General features: G+C 69.4%; 15 protein-coding genes. 12 read left to right on the top strand and 3 right to left on the bottom strand.

Translation table 11 applies throughout. From position 1 onward, the window contains the following. The first annotated feature begins 122 nt into the window (after positions 1–122). Both metZ and ACTIF1_RS00610 read left to right on the top strand, forming a co-directional pair. Positions 123–1,496 (top strand): O-succinylhomoserine sulfhydrylase, encoded by a 1,374-nt coding sequence (gene metZ, locus ACTIF1_RS00615; protein ID WP_439594423.1) that lies wholly within the window; start codon positions 123–125, stop codon positions 1,494–1,496. A gap of 4 nt (positions 1,497–1,500) precedes the next feature. Then, positions 1,501–2,109 carry a LysE family translocator gene (locus tag ACTIF1_RS00610; RefSeq protein ID WP_439594422.1) on the top strand — a complete coding sequence of 203 codons (609 nt, stop codon included), beginning with the start codon at positions 1,501–1,503 and terminating at the stop codon, positions 2,107–2,109. A gap of 7 nt (positions 2,110–2,116) precedes the next feature. Here ACTIF1_RS00610 and ACTIF1_RS00605 read toward each other — a convergent pair whose 3' ends face one another. Next, positions 2,117–2,932 (bottom strand): hypothetical protein, encoded by an 816-nt coding sequence (locus ACTIF1_RS00605; RefSeq protein WP_439594421.1) that lies wholly within the window; start codon positions 2,930–2,932, stop codon positions 2,117–2,119. 257 nt (positions 2,933–3,189) lie between these two features. Between ACTIF1_RS00605 and ACTIF1_RS00600 the strand changes: the two genes are divergently transcribed. From ACTIF1_RS00600 to ACTIF1_RS00565, 8 genes are all read left to right on the top strand, one after another. Continuing rightward, positions 3,190–4,758, top strand: coding sequence for an ABC transporter substrate-binding protein (locus tag ACTIF1_RS00600; RefSeq protein WP_439594420.1), 1,569 nt, complete (start codon positions 3,190–3,192; stop codon positions 4,756–4,758). 5 nt (positions 4,759–4,763) lie between these two features. Then, positions 4,764–6,338, top strand: a complete 1,575-nt coding sequence (locus ACTIF1_RS00595; protein ID WP_439594419.1) for a GMC family oxidoreductase — start codon at positions 4,764–4,766, stop codon at positions 6,336–6,338. 61 nt (positions 6,339–6,399) lie between these two features. Further along, complete coding sequence (gene apaG / locus ACTIF1_RS00590; RefSeq protein WP_439594418.1) at positions 6,400–6,816, top strand: Co2+/Mg2+ efflux protein ApaG; 417 nt, start codon at positions 6,400–6,402, stop codon at positions 6,814–6,816. Then, entirely contained in the window at positions 6,816–7,322 is a 507-nt protein-coding gene (locus ACTIF1_RS00585) for a prolyl-tRNA synthetase associated domain-containing protein (RefSeq protein ID WP_439594417.1), read from the top strand. Before apaG ends, ACTIF1_RS00585 begins: the two co-directional genes overlap by 1 nt. A gap of 71 nt (positions 7,323–7,393) precedes the next feature. Continuing rightward, on the top strand, positions 7,394–8,347 hold the full coding sequence (locus tag ACTIF1_RS00580) for a tetratricopeptide repeat protein (protein WP_439594416.1): 954 nt from the start codon (positions 7,394–7,396) through the stop codon (positions 8,345–8,347). Between the two features lie 85 nt (positions 8,348–8,432). After that, positions 8,433–9,092 (top strand): LON peptidase substrate-binding domain-containing protein, encoded by a 660-nt coding sequence (locus tag ACTIF1_RS00575; RefSeq protein WP_439594415.1) that lies wholly within the window; start codon positions 8,433–8,435, stop codon positions 9,090–9,092. Between the two features lie 29 nt (positions 9,093–9,121). Then, entirely contained in the window at positions 9,122–9,325 is a 204-nt protein-coding gene (locus tag ACTIF1_RS00570; RefSeq protein WP_439594414.1) for a Trm112 family protein, read from the top strand. After that, entirely contained in the window at positions 9,325–9,687 is a 363-nt protein-coding gene (locus ACTIF1_RS00565; RefSeq protein WP_439594413.1) for a gamma-butyrobetaine hydroxylase-like domain-containing protein, read from the top strand. Before ACTIF1_RS00570 ends, ACTIF1_RS00565 begins: the two co-directional genes overlap by 1 nt. A gap of 61 nt (positions 9,688–9,748) precedes the next feature. Here ACTIF1_RS00565 and ACTIF1_RS00560 read toward each other — a convergent pair whose 3' ends face one another. Continuing rightward, entirely contained in the window at positions 9,749–12,715 is a 2,967-nt protein-coding gene (locus tag ACTIF1_RS00560; protein ID WP_439594412.1) for a class I SAM-dependent DNA methyltransferase, read from the bottom strand. 49 nt (positions 12,716–12,764) lie between these two features. Beyond that, positions 12,765–14,045 (bottom strand): UbiH/UbiF/VisC/COQ6 family ubiquinone biosynthesis hydroxylase, encoded by a 1,281-nt coding sequence (locus tag ACTIF1_RS00555; protein ID WP_439594411.1) that lies wholly within the window; start codon positions 14,043–14,045, stop codon positions 12,765–12,767. A gap of 198 nt (positions 14,046–14,243) precedes the next feature. Here ACTIF1_RS00555 and ACTIF1_RS00550 point away from each other — a divergent pair, with 198 nt between their 5' ends. Next, positions 14,244–14,582, top strand: a complete 339-nt coding sequence (locus ACTIF1_RS00550) for a P-II family nitrogen regulator (protein WP_304813622.1) — start codon at positions 14,244–14,246, stop codon at positions 14,580–14,582. A 61-nt stretch (positions 14,583–14,643) separates the two neighbouring features. Next, positions 14,644–15,972, top strand: a complete 1,329-nt coding sequence (locus tag ACTIF1_RS00545) for an ammonium transporter (RefSeq protein WP_439594410.1) — start codon at positions 14,644–14,646, stop codon at positions 15,970–15,972. Positions 15,973–16,065 lie beyond the last annotated feature (93 nt).

Here is a 16,065-nt window from a genome sequence, read left to right as displayed (position 1 = left end):
GAACCCTGCCGAAAACAAGCGCGCTAAAGGGTCGCGGGGGGCGCCATGCGCGGTCCCCGGCGCCCCCTGGTGGGGCCGGACGCCCTGTCGTCGCAGCCCCGGCTGCAACATGAGGTGTCCCGATGGCCAAGACCCTGCCCGACCGCCCGCTCCGCCCCGCCACCCTGCTGGTCCGCGGCGGGCAGATGCGCTCGAACCACGACGAGACCTCGGAGGCGCTCTACCTCACCTCCGGCTTCGTCTATGAGAGCGCCGGCCAGGCGGAGGACACCTTCCTCGGCACCGTCCAGCATTATCAGTACTCCCGCTTCGGCAATCCCACCGTCACCATGCTGGAGGACCGCCTGGCGGCGCTGGAGGGGGCGGAGGCCTGCCGCCTGACCGCCACCGGCATGGCCGCGGTGCATGCCGCCATGCTGTCGCATCTGAAGGCGGGCGACCGGGTCGTCGCCTCCCGCGCGCTGTTCGGCTCCTGCCACTGGATCGTCTCCACCCTGCTGCCGCGCTACGGAATCACCTCGGTCTTCGTCGATGGCGGCGACCTGGCGCAGTGGAAGGCCGCCTTGTCCGAACCCACCGCGCTGGTGCTGCTGGAGACGCCGTCGAATCCCATGCTGGACGTGCTGGACCTGGCCGCGGTCTGCGACCTGGCGCATGCGGCCGGCGCGCTGGTGGTGGCGGACAATGTCTTCGCCACGCCGCTGCTGCAGAAGCCCATCGAATTCGGCGCCGATGTCGTGGTCTATTCGCTGACCAAGCACATGGACGGCCAGGGCCGCGTCCTCGGCGGCGCCGTGCTGGGGCGCAAGAAGTGGGTGGATGAGGTGCTGCAGCCCTTCATCCGCAACACCGGCCCCTCCATCAGCCCCTTCAACGCCTGGGTCATCCTGAAGGGGCTGGAGACGCTGCACCTGCGCCTGCCCGCCATGTGCCACTCCGCCGCCGCCATCGCCGATTTCCTGGCGGAGCGGGTGGAGATCGCGCGCGTGCTCTATCCCTTCCGCATCGACCATCCGCAGCAGGCGCTGGCCAAGGCGCAGATGGCGGCCGGCGGCAGCCTCGTCACCTTCGACGTGAAGGGCGGCAAGGAGGCCGCCTTCCGTTTCCTGGATGCGCTGAAGCTGGTCGATGTCTCGAACAATCTCGGCGATGCCAAGTCGCTGGTGACGCATCCGGCGACCACCACGCATATGCGGGTCGGCGCGGAGGAGCGGGCGAAGCTCGGCATCACCGATGGCACCATCCGCCTCTCGGTTGGGCTCGAGGATGTGGCCGACCTGATCGCCGACCTGTCGGAGGCGCTGGATGCCATCGCCCCTGCGCCGAAGCCGACCCGGCGCGCCAAGGTGGTGATCGACCCGCCGCCGGCCGCCGCCGAAGCTGCGCCTGCGCCCGCGCCGAAGAAGGCCGCCAAGGCCCGCCCGGCGGCGGCGCCGGATGCGACGCTGTTCGAATTGGCCGGCGACCTGCCGGAAGCGCCGGGCCGCAAGAAGTAGCCAGATGGACCTCTCCACCTGGCTGGCCTTCTGCGCCGCGGCGCTCGTCATGCTGGCGATCCCGGGGCCGACCATCCTGCTGGTGATCGGCCAGAGCCTGGGCGGCGGGCGCAACAGCGCGCTGCCGCTGGTGGCAGGCGTGGCGCTGGGCGACCTGACGGCGATGACGCTGTCGCTCGCCGGGCTGGGGGCGATCCTCGCCGCCTCCGCCACGCTCTTCACCGCGCTGAAATGGGTGGGGGCCGCCTATCTCATCTGGCTGGGCGCCAAGATGTGGCGCGCGCCGGTGGCAGCGACGGCGGCGCCGCCGCTGCCGGCGGGGCGCGCGCTGCGCGAGGCCTGGCTGGTCACGGCGCTCAACCCGAAGGGCATCGTGTTCTTCGTGGCCTTCGTGCCGCAGTTCATCGACCCGGCGCGGAATTTCGTGACGCAAGCCGCGCTGCTGGTGGCCACCTTCGTGACGCTGGCGGCCGCCAATGTCGCGATCTATGCGGCGCTGGCCGGGCGGCTTTCCGGTGCGGTGCGGCGGCCTTCCGTGCGGCGGGTGCTGAACCGCGTGGGTGGCGGCGTGCTGATGGGCGCGGGGCTCGCGGTGGCCTTGCGGCGCGGCTGAGGCGCGTTCAGCCCGCCGCCAGATCCTCGTTCAGCAGGATATCGGCGATCTGCTGCACCAGGGCGCCGCGCTGCCGGTAGATGCCGGTCAGGTGGTAGATGAAGGCCTTGTGGTCGAGATGCGGCCGGATGTCGTCGAGCGACCGGCGGGTGGGCCTGTCCAGCTTGGCGGCCGGGACCGTGTTGAAGATGCGCGGCAGCACGTGGAAGGGGATGCCGCGCGACTTGATCAGATAGTAGGTCAGGGTCTGATGCGGCAGCTTGGACATCAGCAGCCGCTTCGCGTCGATCACGCGCTTCGGTGCGATCGCAGCCATGAAGGAGCGGTCGTAGACCAGCACGCCGCTGTTCATGTACTCGTCGTGGATCATCTCGATCGGCGCGCAGCCGCGCCGCGCGACGAAGCGGGTGATGTCGTCGAAGCTGAGCTGCGCATGCAACTTGCTGCTGCCCACGCCGCCGAGCGCACCCCGCGGGACCAGGTCGAAGAGATCGGGCGTGCCGAGACGGACACAGCAGGTGTCATCGACGAAGAGCACCCGGTCATAGCCGGCCTGGAGATGCTTCCAGGCGAAGAAGGTCTTGCAGGCATAGGCGCGCTTGTTCGGACGGCCGCTGGTATCCGGCAGGTCCGGCAGCGGGAATTCGGCGAAGTCGGGAAGCGCGGTCTCCACATGCAGCCTGGCGCCGCAGCGCTCGGCATAGCGTTCGAAGGTCGCCGCAGCGTGACCGCGCCAGTCCCGCTCCCCGACGGAGAGCATCACGATCGCCCGCTTTTCGGCAGGCGGCACCGGTGCGGACTTGTCCTGTTCGGTCTGGGACACGGCTTGCGCCTCGCTTCATGAAACGGCTGGAGCTCGCACGCCCATAACCCGTGCGATCGGCATGGGTGTAGGGGCGAAATGATCCGATGCCGGTTCCGCACCGAAATGTGATAATGCGTCGCATTCACGGTTGTGGTGCGGGATGCGGAGCTGCGGCGGCGACGCGAAGGCCCATCCTGCTGCATTGCAACAAGGACGGTTTACAGGCCGGAATTCCCATTCCTACACTCGGCGGTAACCTTCGCGAGGTGCCGCCCATGCCGACCAGACTTCCCCGCTGGCTCCGACTGCTGCCGCTCCTCGCCCTGCCCCTGCTGCCTGCGACGGCGCCCAAAGCCCAGACGCTGACGGCGGTGCTGGAGGCGGAGATCGTCACCCTCGATCCGCATTTCACGCCCGCCTATATCACCCGCACCTTCGGCTACATGGTCTTCGACACGCTCTTCGCGGCCGATGGCCAGGGCCGCATCCGGCCGCAGATGGTGCAGGACTGGACCCGATCGGAGGACGGCCTCACCTGGTCCTTCACCCTGCGCGAGGGCCTCGCCTTCCATGATGGCGCGCCGGTGACGGCGGCGGATGTCGTGGCCTCGCTGCGTCGCTGGGGCACGCGCAGCGCGCTCGGCAGCCGGCTGATGGCAGCCACGGCGACGCTGGAGGCGAACGACACGAAGCGCTTCACCCTGGTGCTGAAGGAGCCCTTCGGCCTGGTGCTGGATGCGCTGGGCACCACCTCCTCCCCCGTCCCCTTCATCCTGCCGGAGCGTCTGGCCCGCACGCCGGGGACGGAGCGAATTGCGGAGATCATCGGCTCCGGCCCCTTCACCTATAGCCGCGAGGAGCACCGCACCGGCGACCGCATGCTGCTGCGCCGCAATGCGCGCTACGTCCCGCGGGCGGAACCGGCGGACCACCTGGCGGGCGGCAAGCAGGTGCGGATCGAGGCGCTGGACATCCGCGTGATCCCGGATGGCCAGACCGCCATCGCGGCGATGCGCGCCGGCGAGATCGACTATATCCAATACGCGCCCTTCGACCTTTTGGGCGCGCTGGAACGCGACCGCCGCATCCGCGTGCAGAGTTTTTCGGGGCTCGACCAGTTCACCGGGCACTACCGCACCAATGCCGCCTCCGGCCCCTTCGCCGATCCGGCGGTGCGGCGCGTGTTGCTGCATCTGGTGGACCAGGGGGAGGTGATGGCCGGCTTCGGCCTGTCGGACCGCTATGCCCGCAGCTGCAACGCCTTCTTCATCTGCGGCTCGCCCTATGAATCCGATGTCGGAACGGAGCCGATGCGCCGCCCCTCCATCGAGGCCGCGCGCGCCGCGCTGGCGCAGACGCGCTATGCCGGGGAGCCGGTCGTCGTCCTCGTCGCCAACGACCTGGAAGCCGCCAAGATCTCGTCGGAGATCCTGGCGGACCGGCTGCGTCGCGCGGGCTTCACCGTGGACATGCAGGTGATGGACTGGGCCTCCGTCCTCGCCCGCCGCACGCGGCGGGAGGGGTGGAGCGTCTTCGGCGTCCATGCGCTGGGCGTCGACCTGCACAACCCGCTGACCAATTCCGTCATCGGCTTCAACTGCACCAATGCGACGACCGGCGGTTTCCATTGCGAGGAGCGCCTGACGCCGCTGTTCGCCGCCTTCGCCGCGGCGCCGACGCTGGAGGCGCGGCAGGCGATCGTCGCGCAGATGCAGGCCATCATCTACGAGCAGGGCATCGCCGTGCCCTGGGGCCAGTTCGCCCAGCCCGCGGCGTCCCGCGTCGTGCTGGAGAACCTGATCCCCTCGGCGATCCCGCTGTTCTGGAATGTGGGGAAGCGATAGCCCTCATGTATGACGTGATCATCGTGGGGGCCGGCTCCGCCGGCGCCCCGCTCGCCGCGCGGCTCTCCGAGGACGGGCACCGCCGCGTGCTGCTGCTGGAGGCCGGGCGCGACTGGCGTTCGGCGGAGGCACCGGCGGCGCTGCGCAGCGCCAATATCATCCCCTTCATGCACGACCCGGCGCATCAGGCGGCCTGGCAATGGCCCGGCCTGATGACCCGCCGCACCAAGGCTCAGGCGCCCAAATTCTACTGGCGCGGCAAGGCGATGGGCGGGTCCTCCACGGTGAATGCGCAGATCGCCATCCGTGGCGTGCCGGCGGCCTTTGACGCCTGGGCGGAATCCGGCTGCGAGGGATGGTCGGCGGCCGATGTACTGCCGATCTTCGATGCCATCGAGGATGATGCGGAGACCGGCACGGCCCCGGGGATCCGCCAGGGCGGCCCGCTGCCGGTGTTCCGGATGCCGGTGGAGCAGTGGGGCGCCGTCGATCTCGGCCTGCGCGACGCGGCGCTGGCCGATGGCTATCGCTGGAAGCCGGACCTCAACGCGCCGGAAGGGGAGGGCATCTCCTGCAACCCGATCAACCTGCGCGATGGCAAGCGCGTCACCACGAATGACGGCTATCTGGAGCCCGCCCGCGGCCGCGCCAACCTGACCATCCGGGGCGAGGCGCTGGTTGATCGCGTGCTGGTCCAGGGCGGCCGCGCCACCGGCGTGCGCGTGCGCTTCGGCGGCGGCGCATGGGAGGAGATTGCGGGGCGGGAGGTGGTGCTCTGCGCCGGCGCCATCCACAGCCCGGCCATCCTGATGCGCTCCGGCATCGGCCCGGCCGCGGCACTGGCCGACCTCGGCATCGGCGTGGTGCAGGACCTGCCCTGGGTCGGGCAGAACCTGATGGACCATCCGATCCTGCGCGCGACCCTCGCGCTGAAGCCGGAGCACCGCGCGCAGGGCGCCGATGCGCGCCACACCAATTGCTGCCTCACCTACAGCAGCGGCATGGGCGGCGAGCGCGACATGATCATGATCGCCTACAACCACCGCGGCCTGACCGCGGATGGCAGCCCGGCGGAGGGCGGCGCGGTGGGCCTCGCCCTCTACGACGCCTTCTCCCGCGGCACGCTCGCGCTGACCTCCGCCGATCCGGAGGCGCAGCCGGTGGTGGAGGAGAACATGCTGGACGATCCACGCGACCGCGCCCGGATGCGCGACGGCCTCCGCCGCCTCGCCCGGCTGACCGCGCTGGCGCCGCTGCGGAACCTCGCGGAGACGATCACCTTCGGCGAAACAGGGCTTTCCATGCAGGCCGCCGCCGCGCTGCCGGAGGACGAGCTGGATGCCATCATGCTGGCCGAGGCGGCGGATATCCAGCACGCCGCCGGCACCTGCCGCATGACAGCGCATGAGGAACCGCGCGGCGTGGTGGACCCGGACCTCAGGGTGCGCGGCCTAGCCGGGCTGCGGGTCGCCGATGCCTCCATCATGCCGTCGGACTGCCGCGCCAATCTGCACTTCACCTGCGTGATGATCGGCGAGGCCCTGGCGCGGCGCATGCGGGCGGAGGGCGCGTCAGGTTGACGCGACCGCGTTCCGGCCGAGAATGACCCGGCTCAGCGTGATCGGGCCGGGAGACTGCGTGATGACCAAGGCCGATGCGGCGTTCACCGCGACCACCCGCGGCATCCGCGTGACGGTGCGCAGCTTCTACCTGGAGGACCAGTCCGAGCCGGATCGCGGCCATTTCGTCTGGGCCTATCGCATCGCCATCGCCAATGAGGGTGCGGAGACGGTGCAACTGCTGAAGCGCAGCTGGCAGATCACCGATGCCCAGGGGCGCAGCCAGCAGGTGCATGGGGAGGGCGTGGTGGGCGAACAGCCTGTGCTCGGGCCGGGCGAGCATTTCGAATATACCTCCGGCACCCCGCTGCCCACGCCCTCCGGCTTCATGGTGGGCACCTACCACATGGTGGTGACGGCGACGCGCGAGGCTTTCGATGTCGCCGTGCCCGCCTTCAGCCTGGACAGCCCGCATCAGCCGGCCAGCCGGCTGCATTGATGGAAACGCCCGAGGGCCTGCTGGCGCGCCTGGCCGCGCTGGGCATCGCGGCGCGCACCGTCAGCCATCCGCCGGTCTTCACCGTCGCCGAAAGCAAGGCGCTGCGGCCGGACCTGCCGGGTGGGCATGTGAAGAACCTGTTCCTGCGGCCGGAAAAGGCCGCCGGCCCCTATCTTCTCGCCTCCATCGAGGAGGACCGGCCGGTGAAGGTGAATGCGCTGGTCCGCGCGCTCGGCCTGCCGCGCTCCGTCTTCGCGGAGCCGGAGGCGCTGCGGGCGCAGCTCGGGGTGGAGCCGGGCTCCGTCACCCCCTTCGGCCTGGTGAACGCCGCCCCCGGCGCGGTGCGGGCGGTCTTCGACCGGCAGCTGTTCCAGGAGCACGCCTGGATCAATATCCACCCCCTGACCAATACCATGACCACCGCCATCCGGCCGGAGGACCTGCTGCGCTTCCTGCGCGCGCTCGGCCACGCGCCGGAGCTGCTGGAGATGCCCAATCCGGCGTGATCTGGCCCAACCCGCTTGCTTCGCGCCCCACATCACGCATCTATGCGGCCAAGCGAGAGGAATTGCCTGCCATGGACCTGATCTTCGACCCGACCCGCCAGGCCGCGCCCGGTGGCGCCCTGCCCGCCGGCACGCCGGACCCCGTGAAGGATGGCGACCAGCGCACCTTCATGGCCGATGTCATCGAGGCCAGCCGCGAAACCCCCGTGCTGGTGGACTTCTGGGCCACCTGGTGCGGCCCCTGCAAGACGCTGACGCCCACCCTGGAGAAGGTGGTGCGCGCCGCCGGCGGCCGCGTGAAGCTGGTGAAGATCGACATCGACAAGAACCGCCAGCTGGTCCAGCAGCTGGCGCAGATGGGCCTGCCGCTGCAATCCGTGCCCACCGTGGTGGGCTTCGCCCAGGGGCAGATCGCCGACCTGTTCCAGGGCGCCCTGCCGGAAGGCGAGGTGAAGAAGTTCATCGAGAACCTGCTCAAGGTCTCCGGCGGCCAGCTTCCGGGCGCCGACCTGCTGGCCGAGGCCAAGGCCCTGGTGGAGGCCGGCGACCATGCCGGCGCGGTGGAGCTTTTCGCCGCCCTGGCCCAGGCCGAGCCGGAGAACCCCGAGGCCATGGCCGGCCTCGCCCGCTGCCTGATGGCCCTGGGCGAGGAGGAGCAGGCCCAGGAAGTGCTGGACCAGGTGCCGGAGAAGATCGCCGGCCATGCCGAGATCGCCTCCGTCCGCTCCCAGCTGCAGCTGGCCCGTGAGGGCCGCGAGGCGCGGGAGAAGCTGGGCGAATTCGAGCGCCGCCTGGAAGCCGACCCGGACGACCACGCCGCCCGCATCGACCTGGCGGTGGCGCTGAATGCCATGGACAAGCGGGCGGAGGCGGTGGACGCGCTGATGGTCGCCATCAAGCGCGACCGCGCCTGGAACGAGGAAGCCGCACGCAAGCAATTGCTGAAGTTCTTCGAGGCCTGGGGATTCGACGACCCCGCCACCCTTGCGGGACGCCGGAAGCTCTCCACCCTTCTGTTCCGATAAGCCGACCCGGCCGGAGGCGCGAGCCGCGCGGGGGTAACACGGACCACCGGCGCGCCCCACGCGCCCGGTGGCTGAAACGGAGCAGATGCCCGCCTTTCACCCCGCCTTCGACGCCCTGCCGTCGGAGATCCCGATCTTCCCGCTCAGCGGCGCGCTGCTGCTGCCGGGCGGCCGCCTGCCGCTGAACATCTTCGAGCCACGCTACCTGGCGATGGTCGAGGATGCGCTGGCGGCGGGGCGCTTCCTCGGCATGGTGCAGCCGGACCCCGGCCTGCCGCGCACGGAGCTCGGCAGCCAGATCTACCGCATCGGCTGCCTCGGGCGCCTCTCCTCCTTCGCCGAGACGGAGGATGGGCGCTACCTGATCACCCTGACCGGCGTGATCCGCTATCGCATCCTGGAGGAGGCGGGCCTGCGCCGCGGCTATCGGCGCGCGCGCGTCGAATACGGTGACTATGGCCCGGACCTGGTGGCGGAAGGGCCGGCGCCGCAGATCGACCGCGCGGCGCTGCTGGCCGCGCTGCGCCCCTATTTCCGCGCGCGCGGCATCGAGGCGAATTGGGAGGCGGTGGAGAATACCGGCGACGCCATGCTGGTGACCACGCTGTCCATGCTCTGCCCCTTCGAGGTGCGGGAGAAGCAGGCACTGCTGGAGGCGGCCTCGGTGGAGGACCGGGCGGCGATGCTGGTGGCGCTGATGCAGATGGGCAGCCATGGCATGGCGCAGGACAGCCGGCCGAGCTAGTTTTCGGTCCGCATCAGGGGAGCCTTTCCATGGCGAATGAGACGACGTCCGGCCTGCCCGGCGCGGTGGACCCGCGGCTGCTGGAGATCCTGGTCTGCCCGGTGAGCAAGGGCCCGCTGCGCTACGACCGGGAGGCGGGTGAGCTGGTAAGCGAGAAGGCGGGCCTGGCCTATCCGGTGCGCGACGGCATCCCCATCATGCTGCCGGACGAGGCCCGCAAGCTCGGCGCCTGATGCCCCGCCTGACGGAAATCCGCCTGGCCCGGGCGGAGCAGGTGCTGCACCTGGCCTGGGACGACGGCGTGACCTTCGCCCTGCCCGCCGAATATCTGCGCGTCGAAAGCCCCTCCGCCGAGGTGCAGGGGCATGGGCCGGGGCAGCGGGTGACGGTGCCGGGGCGGCGTCATGTCGGCATCATGCGGATCGAGCCGGTGGGCCACTACGCCGTGCGCCTGATCTTCGACGACCTGCACGACAGCGGCATCTACAGCTGGGATTTTTTCCGGGTCCTCGGCGAGCAATATGCCGAACGCTGGGCGGCCTATGAGGCGGCGCTGGCGGCGAAGGGCCTTTCGCGAGACCCTCCGAAGCGCTGACCTTCTCCCTCCCCCGCACTGCGGGGGAGGGCCGGGGTGGGGGTTCTCGCCACCACCCCCATCACCCCTGCTTCCCCGCCCGTTCCAGATTCAGCGCCAGCAGCCGCGCCAGCGCCTCCTCCTCCGCGATATCCGCCGGCCAGCCATAGGCGGCGGCCACCGCCGCATCCAGCCGCGCATGCAGCGCATCCAGCCAGGCCCCCTCCGGCGTGCCGCGGGTGTTGTAGAGATTCGTCAGCGTGCGGGCGCGCAACAGCTTTTCGAATTTCGGCTCCCGCGCCACGATCCGGTCCGGATAGCCCGGCACCACCTCCGGCACCCGCTCCACCCATTCCGGCGGATTGAGCCAATTGTCCCGTTTTTCCACGAGGTCTTTCGCCGCCGCCGCGATGGCCATGGCGCGGGGGTCCTCCGCATAGGAGGCGGCCGGGAGATTGGGGGTCAGGCCCTGGGGGAAGGGGAAGGTTTCGAAGGTGGTGGTGGGGGTGTAGCGGGGGTCGTTGCCCACGCCGAGCCAAGTGCCGAGGCGCAGCGCCCAGGTCTCGTGGAAACGGCTGTGCAGGATGCCGAAGCTGGTATCGTCGTCGCGCGCAAATGCTACGAGCTGAGAATCAGGATGGGTTGGTGCTTGCATCCACGCGAAGAGACGATGTTTCGAGACCCGCGCGGTGACAATAAATCTACTCAACGAAGATATTGCCCTTTTCAAGTCGTCGCGCGCACGCCAGTGCCGCCACCACAGACGCCGAAGGGGCTCCAATCTATTTGCTTCACGGACAGGTCTTACGTTTCGGGCAACGTAAGCATACGGGGCAGTGAATTCTTTCGCCTCTTCCTCACCCATGGTCGATCCAAAATCGACTACCCAGCTATCACGTGATCGCCGTGCGACATCAATGCCATTCCACCATGGCCGTAAAACTTCATTGTTTGAGCGGCCGCTCGGGTTTCTCGGAAGTAACAACCATTCGCGCGCGGTTTCCCCATTTACATCGAACGGTCCCGTCAATTGAACCCCGATGAAGGCGACATTCCGGTTCTCGGTAAGCGTGGGGGCCTGTGTTAAATCAGATTCGGCTTCACTTAGGTCGGGATTGATTTTGGTTGCGCGGCGCCCGTCAAGGTGGAATTCTCCAGCATCGGAATGACCGAAACAAATTAAAGAAACGCGCACTGCCGCGCCTTCAACATTCCAGGGCTCATCCGCCCAGGCGTCGAAAATTTCGAAGTCGCTGGCAATTGCGTCAACAACTTCCCGATTGGCGCCGCCTCGAATACTGTTTGTTGAGACCAAGCCAACGCAATGCGCGCGGCGATCTTTAAGCGCCTGATGCGCAATGGCGAACCAATAACAAACCAAGTCAGCGCTGGGTGGGATTCGACCAAAATACGCTTCACGTAACTTCCCAGCATATTCGTGCCCCAAGCCGCGGAGTAAGAGCTTTCCGCCCAAGAACGGCGGATTCCCCACAATCGCATCCGCCGCCGGCCACTCCGCCGGCGTCCCGTCCGGGTTCAACAGCGCGTCCCGGTTCTCGATCGTCTCCAGCGGTTTGAGGATCGGATTGTCCGAAACCTGGTAGCCGTTCCGCTGCGTCCACTGGATCGCACCGATCCACACCGAAACCCGCGCCAATTCCGCCGCAAACGCGTTCAGCTCGATGCCGCGCACCACCTCCGGCCCGATCCGCGCCGGCTGCGGCGGCAGGCCCAGGGCCTCGCCCTCGACCAGCGCCTGCCGCTCCAGATCCTTCAGCGCCATCAGCGACACATACAAAAAATTGCCGGAGCCGCAGGCGGGGTCGAGCACGCGGAAGGCGCGCAGCCGGGCCAGATGCGCCTCCTGCACCGCCTGCGCCTCCGCCTGCTTCGCCGTCGCCTGCGCCTTGCGCGCGGCCGCGGCCTTGGCGGCGGCGTCCCGCTGCTTCCGCGGCAGCACGCCCACCGCCGCCTGGCGGGCCGCCAGCGCCGCGCTCGCGGCCTCCGCATCCACCGCCAGCAGCGCCTGCGCCTCCGCCATCAGCGCCGCGATGCGCGCCTTGGCCGCCGCCCATTCCGCGCGCAGGGGGCGCTGGATGCAGGGCTCGACGATGAGGGAGATCTTGTGCGCATCGGTGTAATGCGCGCCGATCTGCTTCTCCTTCTCCGGGTCCAGGCCGCGTTCGAAGAGCGTGCCGAAGATGGAGGGCTCGATCTCCGCCCAGTCGCTTTCCGCAGCAGCCTGCAGCGTCGCGATATCCTGCGCGGTCAGTGGCAGGGCGCTGTCATCGTCGAAGAGCCCGCCATTGAACCATTCGATATCCTCCAGCCCCAGGCTGCCGCCGGTCCGCATGGCGGCAAACAGGCTGCCGGCCAGCTTCGCGAATCGGTCCGGGTAGCGGCGGGACTGCGCCAGCAGCTTGCCCACCAGCCCCGCCGGCAGCAGCCCGGCCTTGTCGGCGAAAAGGCAGAAGACGATGCGGTTGATGAAATGCGCCACCGCGAAGGCATCGTGGCCGCGGTCCCGCAGCTTGCGGGCCAGCTCGATGAAGGCGGCCGCCACCTCCTCCGTCAGCGCCTGGCGCGTCAGCCCCGGGCGCAGCCGCTCCGGGTCCGAGAGCATCCATTTCAGCTTGCGCAGGTTGCGCGGGTCGCGCAGGGACTCCAGCGGAATCTCGTGCGTCTCGCTCACCGCATTGGTCCAGGCGGTGCGGATGACGATGCTGTCGAAGTCGCAGACGGCCAGCAGCGGCGGGCTGTCCAGGCCGAGCGCATAGCGCTGCAACTGCTCGAAGGCGCGCTTCAGGTCGGCGCCCTTGGCCTTGTATTCCATGGCGAAGTGGCCGCGCTTCCAGACATCGGCGAAGCCCCGCGTGCCGGCGGTCTTCAGCGCGCCCTTCTCGAAGGCATAGGCGCGACCCTCGGGGTCCGCCTGGTTCGGCGTCTCCTCCCCCAGCAGGGCACAGAGGTCGTTGAAATGCTCGACAAAGGCCGCGCGTTCGCTGCGCGTATTGGCGCGCCATTTGGCGATGAAGTCGTCCGGGGTCATGCCGCCAGGGTGCCGAAGCGGCGACCGCGCGTCCATGGGGCGCCCCGGCTCACCCCGGCGGCGTCATCAGCCCCTGGCCCCCCAGCAACCCGCTGGCCCCGGCCATGCCCATGGCCCGCTGGGCGAAGGCCCGCTTCAGCCGCGGCATGCGGTCCACGGCCGCGATCCCCAGCCGTCGCGCCAGGCGGACCGGCCCGAAATCGTTGCCAAACAGCTTTTCCAGCACATGGGTGGCGCCCAGCATGATGGCCGCATCCGGCCGTGCCCGGCGGTCGTAGCGGCGCAGCACGGCCTGGCTGCCGGGGTCCTCGCCGGCGGCGACCGCGGCGATGATTTCCTCCGCCAGCGCGGCCACGTCCCGGAAACCGAGGTTCAGGCCCTGGCCGGCGATGGGGTGGATGCCATGCGCGGCGTCGCCCACCAAGGCGAGGCGCGTATCCACCTGCCGCTGCGCCCAGAGCGCCGTCAGCGGATAGGACCAGCGCCGGCCGATCGGCCGGATTCTGCCCAGATGGTCGCCCATCCGCCGGGTCAGCTCGCGCCCGAAGGCGGCGTCGTCCATCGCGAGAAAACGCTGCGCCAGGTCGCGCCGGTCGGACCAGACGAAGGCGGAGGCATGCGGAAACTGCGCGCTGCCGAACCCGCCAGGCCCGGCCAGCGGCAATTGCGCAAAGGGGCCATTGGGCAAGAACATCTCGAGCGCGGTGCCGTTGTGCGGGCGCTCGTGGGCGAAGGCGCCGACCATGCCGGTCTGGCCATAGTCGTGCCGCGTCACGCCGATGCCGGCCTGCTGGCGCAGCGCGCTCTCCCGCCCCTCCGCGGCCACCACCAGCCGGGCGGAGAGCACCGTGCCGGAATCGGGGCCGGTGGTGATGCGGATGCGGGCGCCTTCGGGCGTCCGTTCGACGCTGGCCTCGGCCGGCGCAAAAACGCGCAGGTTCGGCAGGTGCGGCAGGCGGGCGTTCAGCGCCACGCGGAGCGCGCGCGCCTCCACCATCCAGCCGAAGGGGTCCGGGCCCACCTCCTCGCTGCGAAAGTCGAGCTTGAGCGGGGAGGGGGCATGGCCCGGCCGGCCGTCCTGCACGCGGATGTGGTGGATCGGCTGGGGTGTCTCCGGCAGCCGGTCCCAGATGCCCGAGGCCGCCAGCAGCCGCTGGCTGGTGAGCGCGATGGCATAGGCCCGGCCGTCGAAATCCGGCAGTTCCATGGGCGGCAGCGGGGCGCGGTCCAGCACCGCGGTGGGGATGCCGGCGGCGGCCAGCGTGGCGGCGAGGGTGGCGCCGACCGGGCCGGCGCCGACGATGCAGATGGTGGTGTCCGTGTCGCTCATGCCTGCAAGGTCGCCCCGCGCCGGGCTTTCGGCAAGGGCGAGGCAATTGCCTATAAAACAGGCAGTATTGCTGCGCTGCACGAGCGCAACGGTTGCGCCGCCGCGCGGAGTCCCGCGCAAAACGGTCTACAAAGCGCTTGGCACGTTCCTTGGATTGCATCGCCCCGATACCGCCTTGGGAAGGGGAACTGCGGCGCGATGAAGCTGGTCATGGCCATCATCAAGCCTTTCAAGCTGGACGAGGTGCGCGATGCGCTCACCCCGCTCGGCGTGCAGGGGCTTACGGTTACCGAGGTCAAGGGTTTCGGTCGGCAGAAGGGCCAGACCGAGATCTATCGCGGGGCCGAATACCACGTGAGCTTCCTGCCGAAGCTCAAGATCGAAGTCGCCGTGGCCGCCGAGATGGTGGATGCGGTGGTCGAGGCGATCGCGGGTGCCGCGCGCACCGGCAAGATCGGCGACGGCAAGATCTTCGTCCTGGATGTGGAACGCGCGCTGCGCATCCGCACCGGCGAAACCGACGACCAGGCGCTGTAGCCGCATGTCGGGCGACAACACACCCAAGGTGAAGACCGCGGGCATGATGAGGAACGGGGGAATGACGAGGATTGCGCGCGCCGCTGCCATGGCGCTGCCGGCGCTGCTCGTGTCGGGCGCGGCCTTCGCGCAGGATGCGACCATCGATACCGGCGACACCGCCTGGATGCTGACCAGCTCCGCCATCGTGCTGATGATGACGGTGCCGGGCCTGGCCCTGTTCTATGCGGGCATGGTCCGCAAGAAGAACGTGCTCGCCACCATGATGCAGTCCTTCGCGGTCTGCGGCCTGGTCGGCGTGCTCTGGATGGTGCTGGGCTACAGCCTCGCCTTCGGCGAGGGCAATGCCTATATCGGCGATGTCTCGCGCCTGCTGCTGTCCGGCATGGCGGAGAACTGGGACAAGCCCTTCACCCTGGGCTCCGGCGACGCGGCGGTGGCGACGACCATCCCGGAAAGCGTCTTCGTGATGTTCCAGATGACCTTCGCCATCATCACCGCGGCGCTGATCACCGGCGCGGTGGCGGACCGAATGAAGTTCTCCGCCCTGATGGTCTTCGTCACGCTCTGGACGCTGCTGGTCTATTCCCCGGTCGCGCACTGGGTCTGGCACCCGAATGGCTGGATCTTCGCCCTCGGCGCGCTGGACTTCGCCGGCGGCACCGTGGTGCACATCAATGCCGGCGTCGCCGGGCTTGTCGCGGCCATCGTGCTGGGCAAGCGGGTCGGCTACGGGACGGAGAACATGTCCCCCTACAACCTGGGCTTTGCCGTGATCGGCGCCAGCATGCTGTGGGTGGGCTGGTTCGGCTTCAATGCGGGCTCCGCCGTGGGCGCGGGTGCGCGCGCCGGCATGGCCATGCTGGTGACGCAGATCGCAGCGGCCGGCGCGGTGCTGGCCTGGCTGATCGCGGAATGGGCCACCAAGGGCAAGCCCTCCGTGCTGGGTGCCATCTCCGGCGCCGTGGCGGGCCTGGTGGCCATCACCCCGGCGGCGGGCTTCGTGCTGCCGGGCGCGGCGCTGGTCATCGGCGTTGTGGCGGGTCTCGCCGGCTTCTGGGGCGCCACCGCGCTGAAGCACTGGTGCGGCTATGACGACAGCCTGGACGCCTTCGGCGTGCACGGCATCTGCGGCATCACCGGCGCGCTGCTGACGGGCATCTTCGCCTATGGCCCGCTGTCCGCCACCGCGGCCTCCCCGGCCGGCATCAGCGGGTCCTTCGAGCAGTTCCTGCTGCAGGTCTATGCGGTGGCGGCGGTCTTCGTCTTCACGGCGATCGCCACCTTCATCCTGCTCAAGATCGTGGACGCCATCGTCGGCCTCCGCGTGACCGAGGAGGAGGAGCGCGAGGGCCTGGACGTGGTGCTGCACGGCGAGCGCCTGGGCTGAGCCTTCCGGCTTCGACGAGAACGGGCGCCGGGGGGCAACCCTCGGCGCCCTTTTCATTTGCGCCGCCTCGCGCGACGCGCCATGAGGCGCCGC

Source organism: Falsiroseomonas sp., from assembly GCF_051860665.1.
Lineage (GTDB): Bacteria > Pseudomonadota > Alphaproteobacteria > Acetobacterales > Acetobacteraceae > Falsiroseomonas.
This window is presented reverse-complemented; position numbering and strand designations above follow the sequence as displayed.

What these genes read in the sequence shown, in the direction of transcription:
- metZ (WP_439594423.1), top strand. Translation starts at nt 123, where the DNA reads ATGGCCAAGACCCTGCCCGACCGCCCGCTCCGCCCCGCCACCCTGCTG.
- ACTIF1_RS00610 (WP_439594422.1), top strand. Translation starts at nt 1,501, where the DNA reads ATGGACCTCTCCACCTGGCTGGCCTTCTGCGCCGCGGCGCTCGTCATG.
- ACTIF1_RS00600 (WP_439594420.1), top strand. Translation starts at nt 3,190, where the DNA reads ATGCCGACCAGACTTCCCCGCTGGCTCCGACTGCTGCCGCTCCTCGCC.
- ACTIF1_RS00595 (WP_439594419.1), top strand. Translation starts at nt 4,764, where the DNA reads ATGTATGACGTGATCATCGTGGGGGCCGGCTCCGCCGGCGCCCCGCTC.
- apaG (WP_439594418.1), top strand. Translation starts at nt 6,400, where the DNA reads ATGACCAAGGCCGATGCGGCGTTCACCGCGACCACCCGCGGCATCCGC.
- ACTIF1_RS00585 (WP_439594417.1), top strand. Translation starts at nt 6,816, where the DNA reads ATGGAAACGCCCGAGGGCCTGCTGGCGCGCCTGGCCGCGCTGGGCATC.
- ACTIF1_RS00580 (WP_439594416.1), top strand. Translation starts at nt 7,394, where the DNA reads ATGGACCTGATCTTCGACCCGACCCGCCAGGCCGCGCCCGGTGGCGCC.
- ACTIF1_RS00575 (WP_439594415.1), top strand. Translation starts at nt 8,433, where the DNA reads ATGCCCGCCTTTCACCCCGCCTTCGACGCCCTGCCGTCGGAGATCCCG.
- ACTIF1_RS00570 (WP_439594414.1), top strand. Translation starts at nt 9,122, where the DNA reads ATGGCGAATGAGACGACGTCCGGCCTGCCCGGCGCGGTGGACCCGCGG.
- ACTIF1_RS00565 (WP_439594413.1), top strand. Translation starts at nt 9,325, where the DNA reads ATGCCCCGCCTGACGGAAATCCGCCTGGCCCGGGCGGAGCAGGTGCTG.
- ACTIF1_RS00560 (WP_439594412.1), bottom strand. Translation starts at nt 12,715, where the DNA reads ATGACCCCGGACGACTTCATCGCCAAATGGCGCGCCAATACGCGCAGC.
- ACTIF1_RS00555 (WP_439594411.1), bottom strand. Translation starts at nt 14,045, where the DNA reads ATGAGCGACACGGACACCACCATCTGCATCGTCGGCGCCGGCCCGGTC.
- ACTIF1_RS00550 (WP_304813622.1), top strand. Translation starts at nt 14,244, where the DNA reads ATGAAGCTGGTCATGGCCATCATCAAGCCTTTCAAGCTGGACGAGGTG.
- ACTIF1_RS00545 (WP_439594410.1), top strand. Translation starts at nt 14,644, where the DNA reads ATGACGAGGATTGCGCGCGCCGCTGCCATGGCGCTGCCGGCGCTGCTC.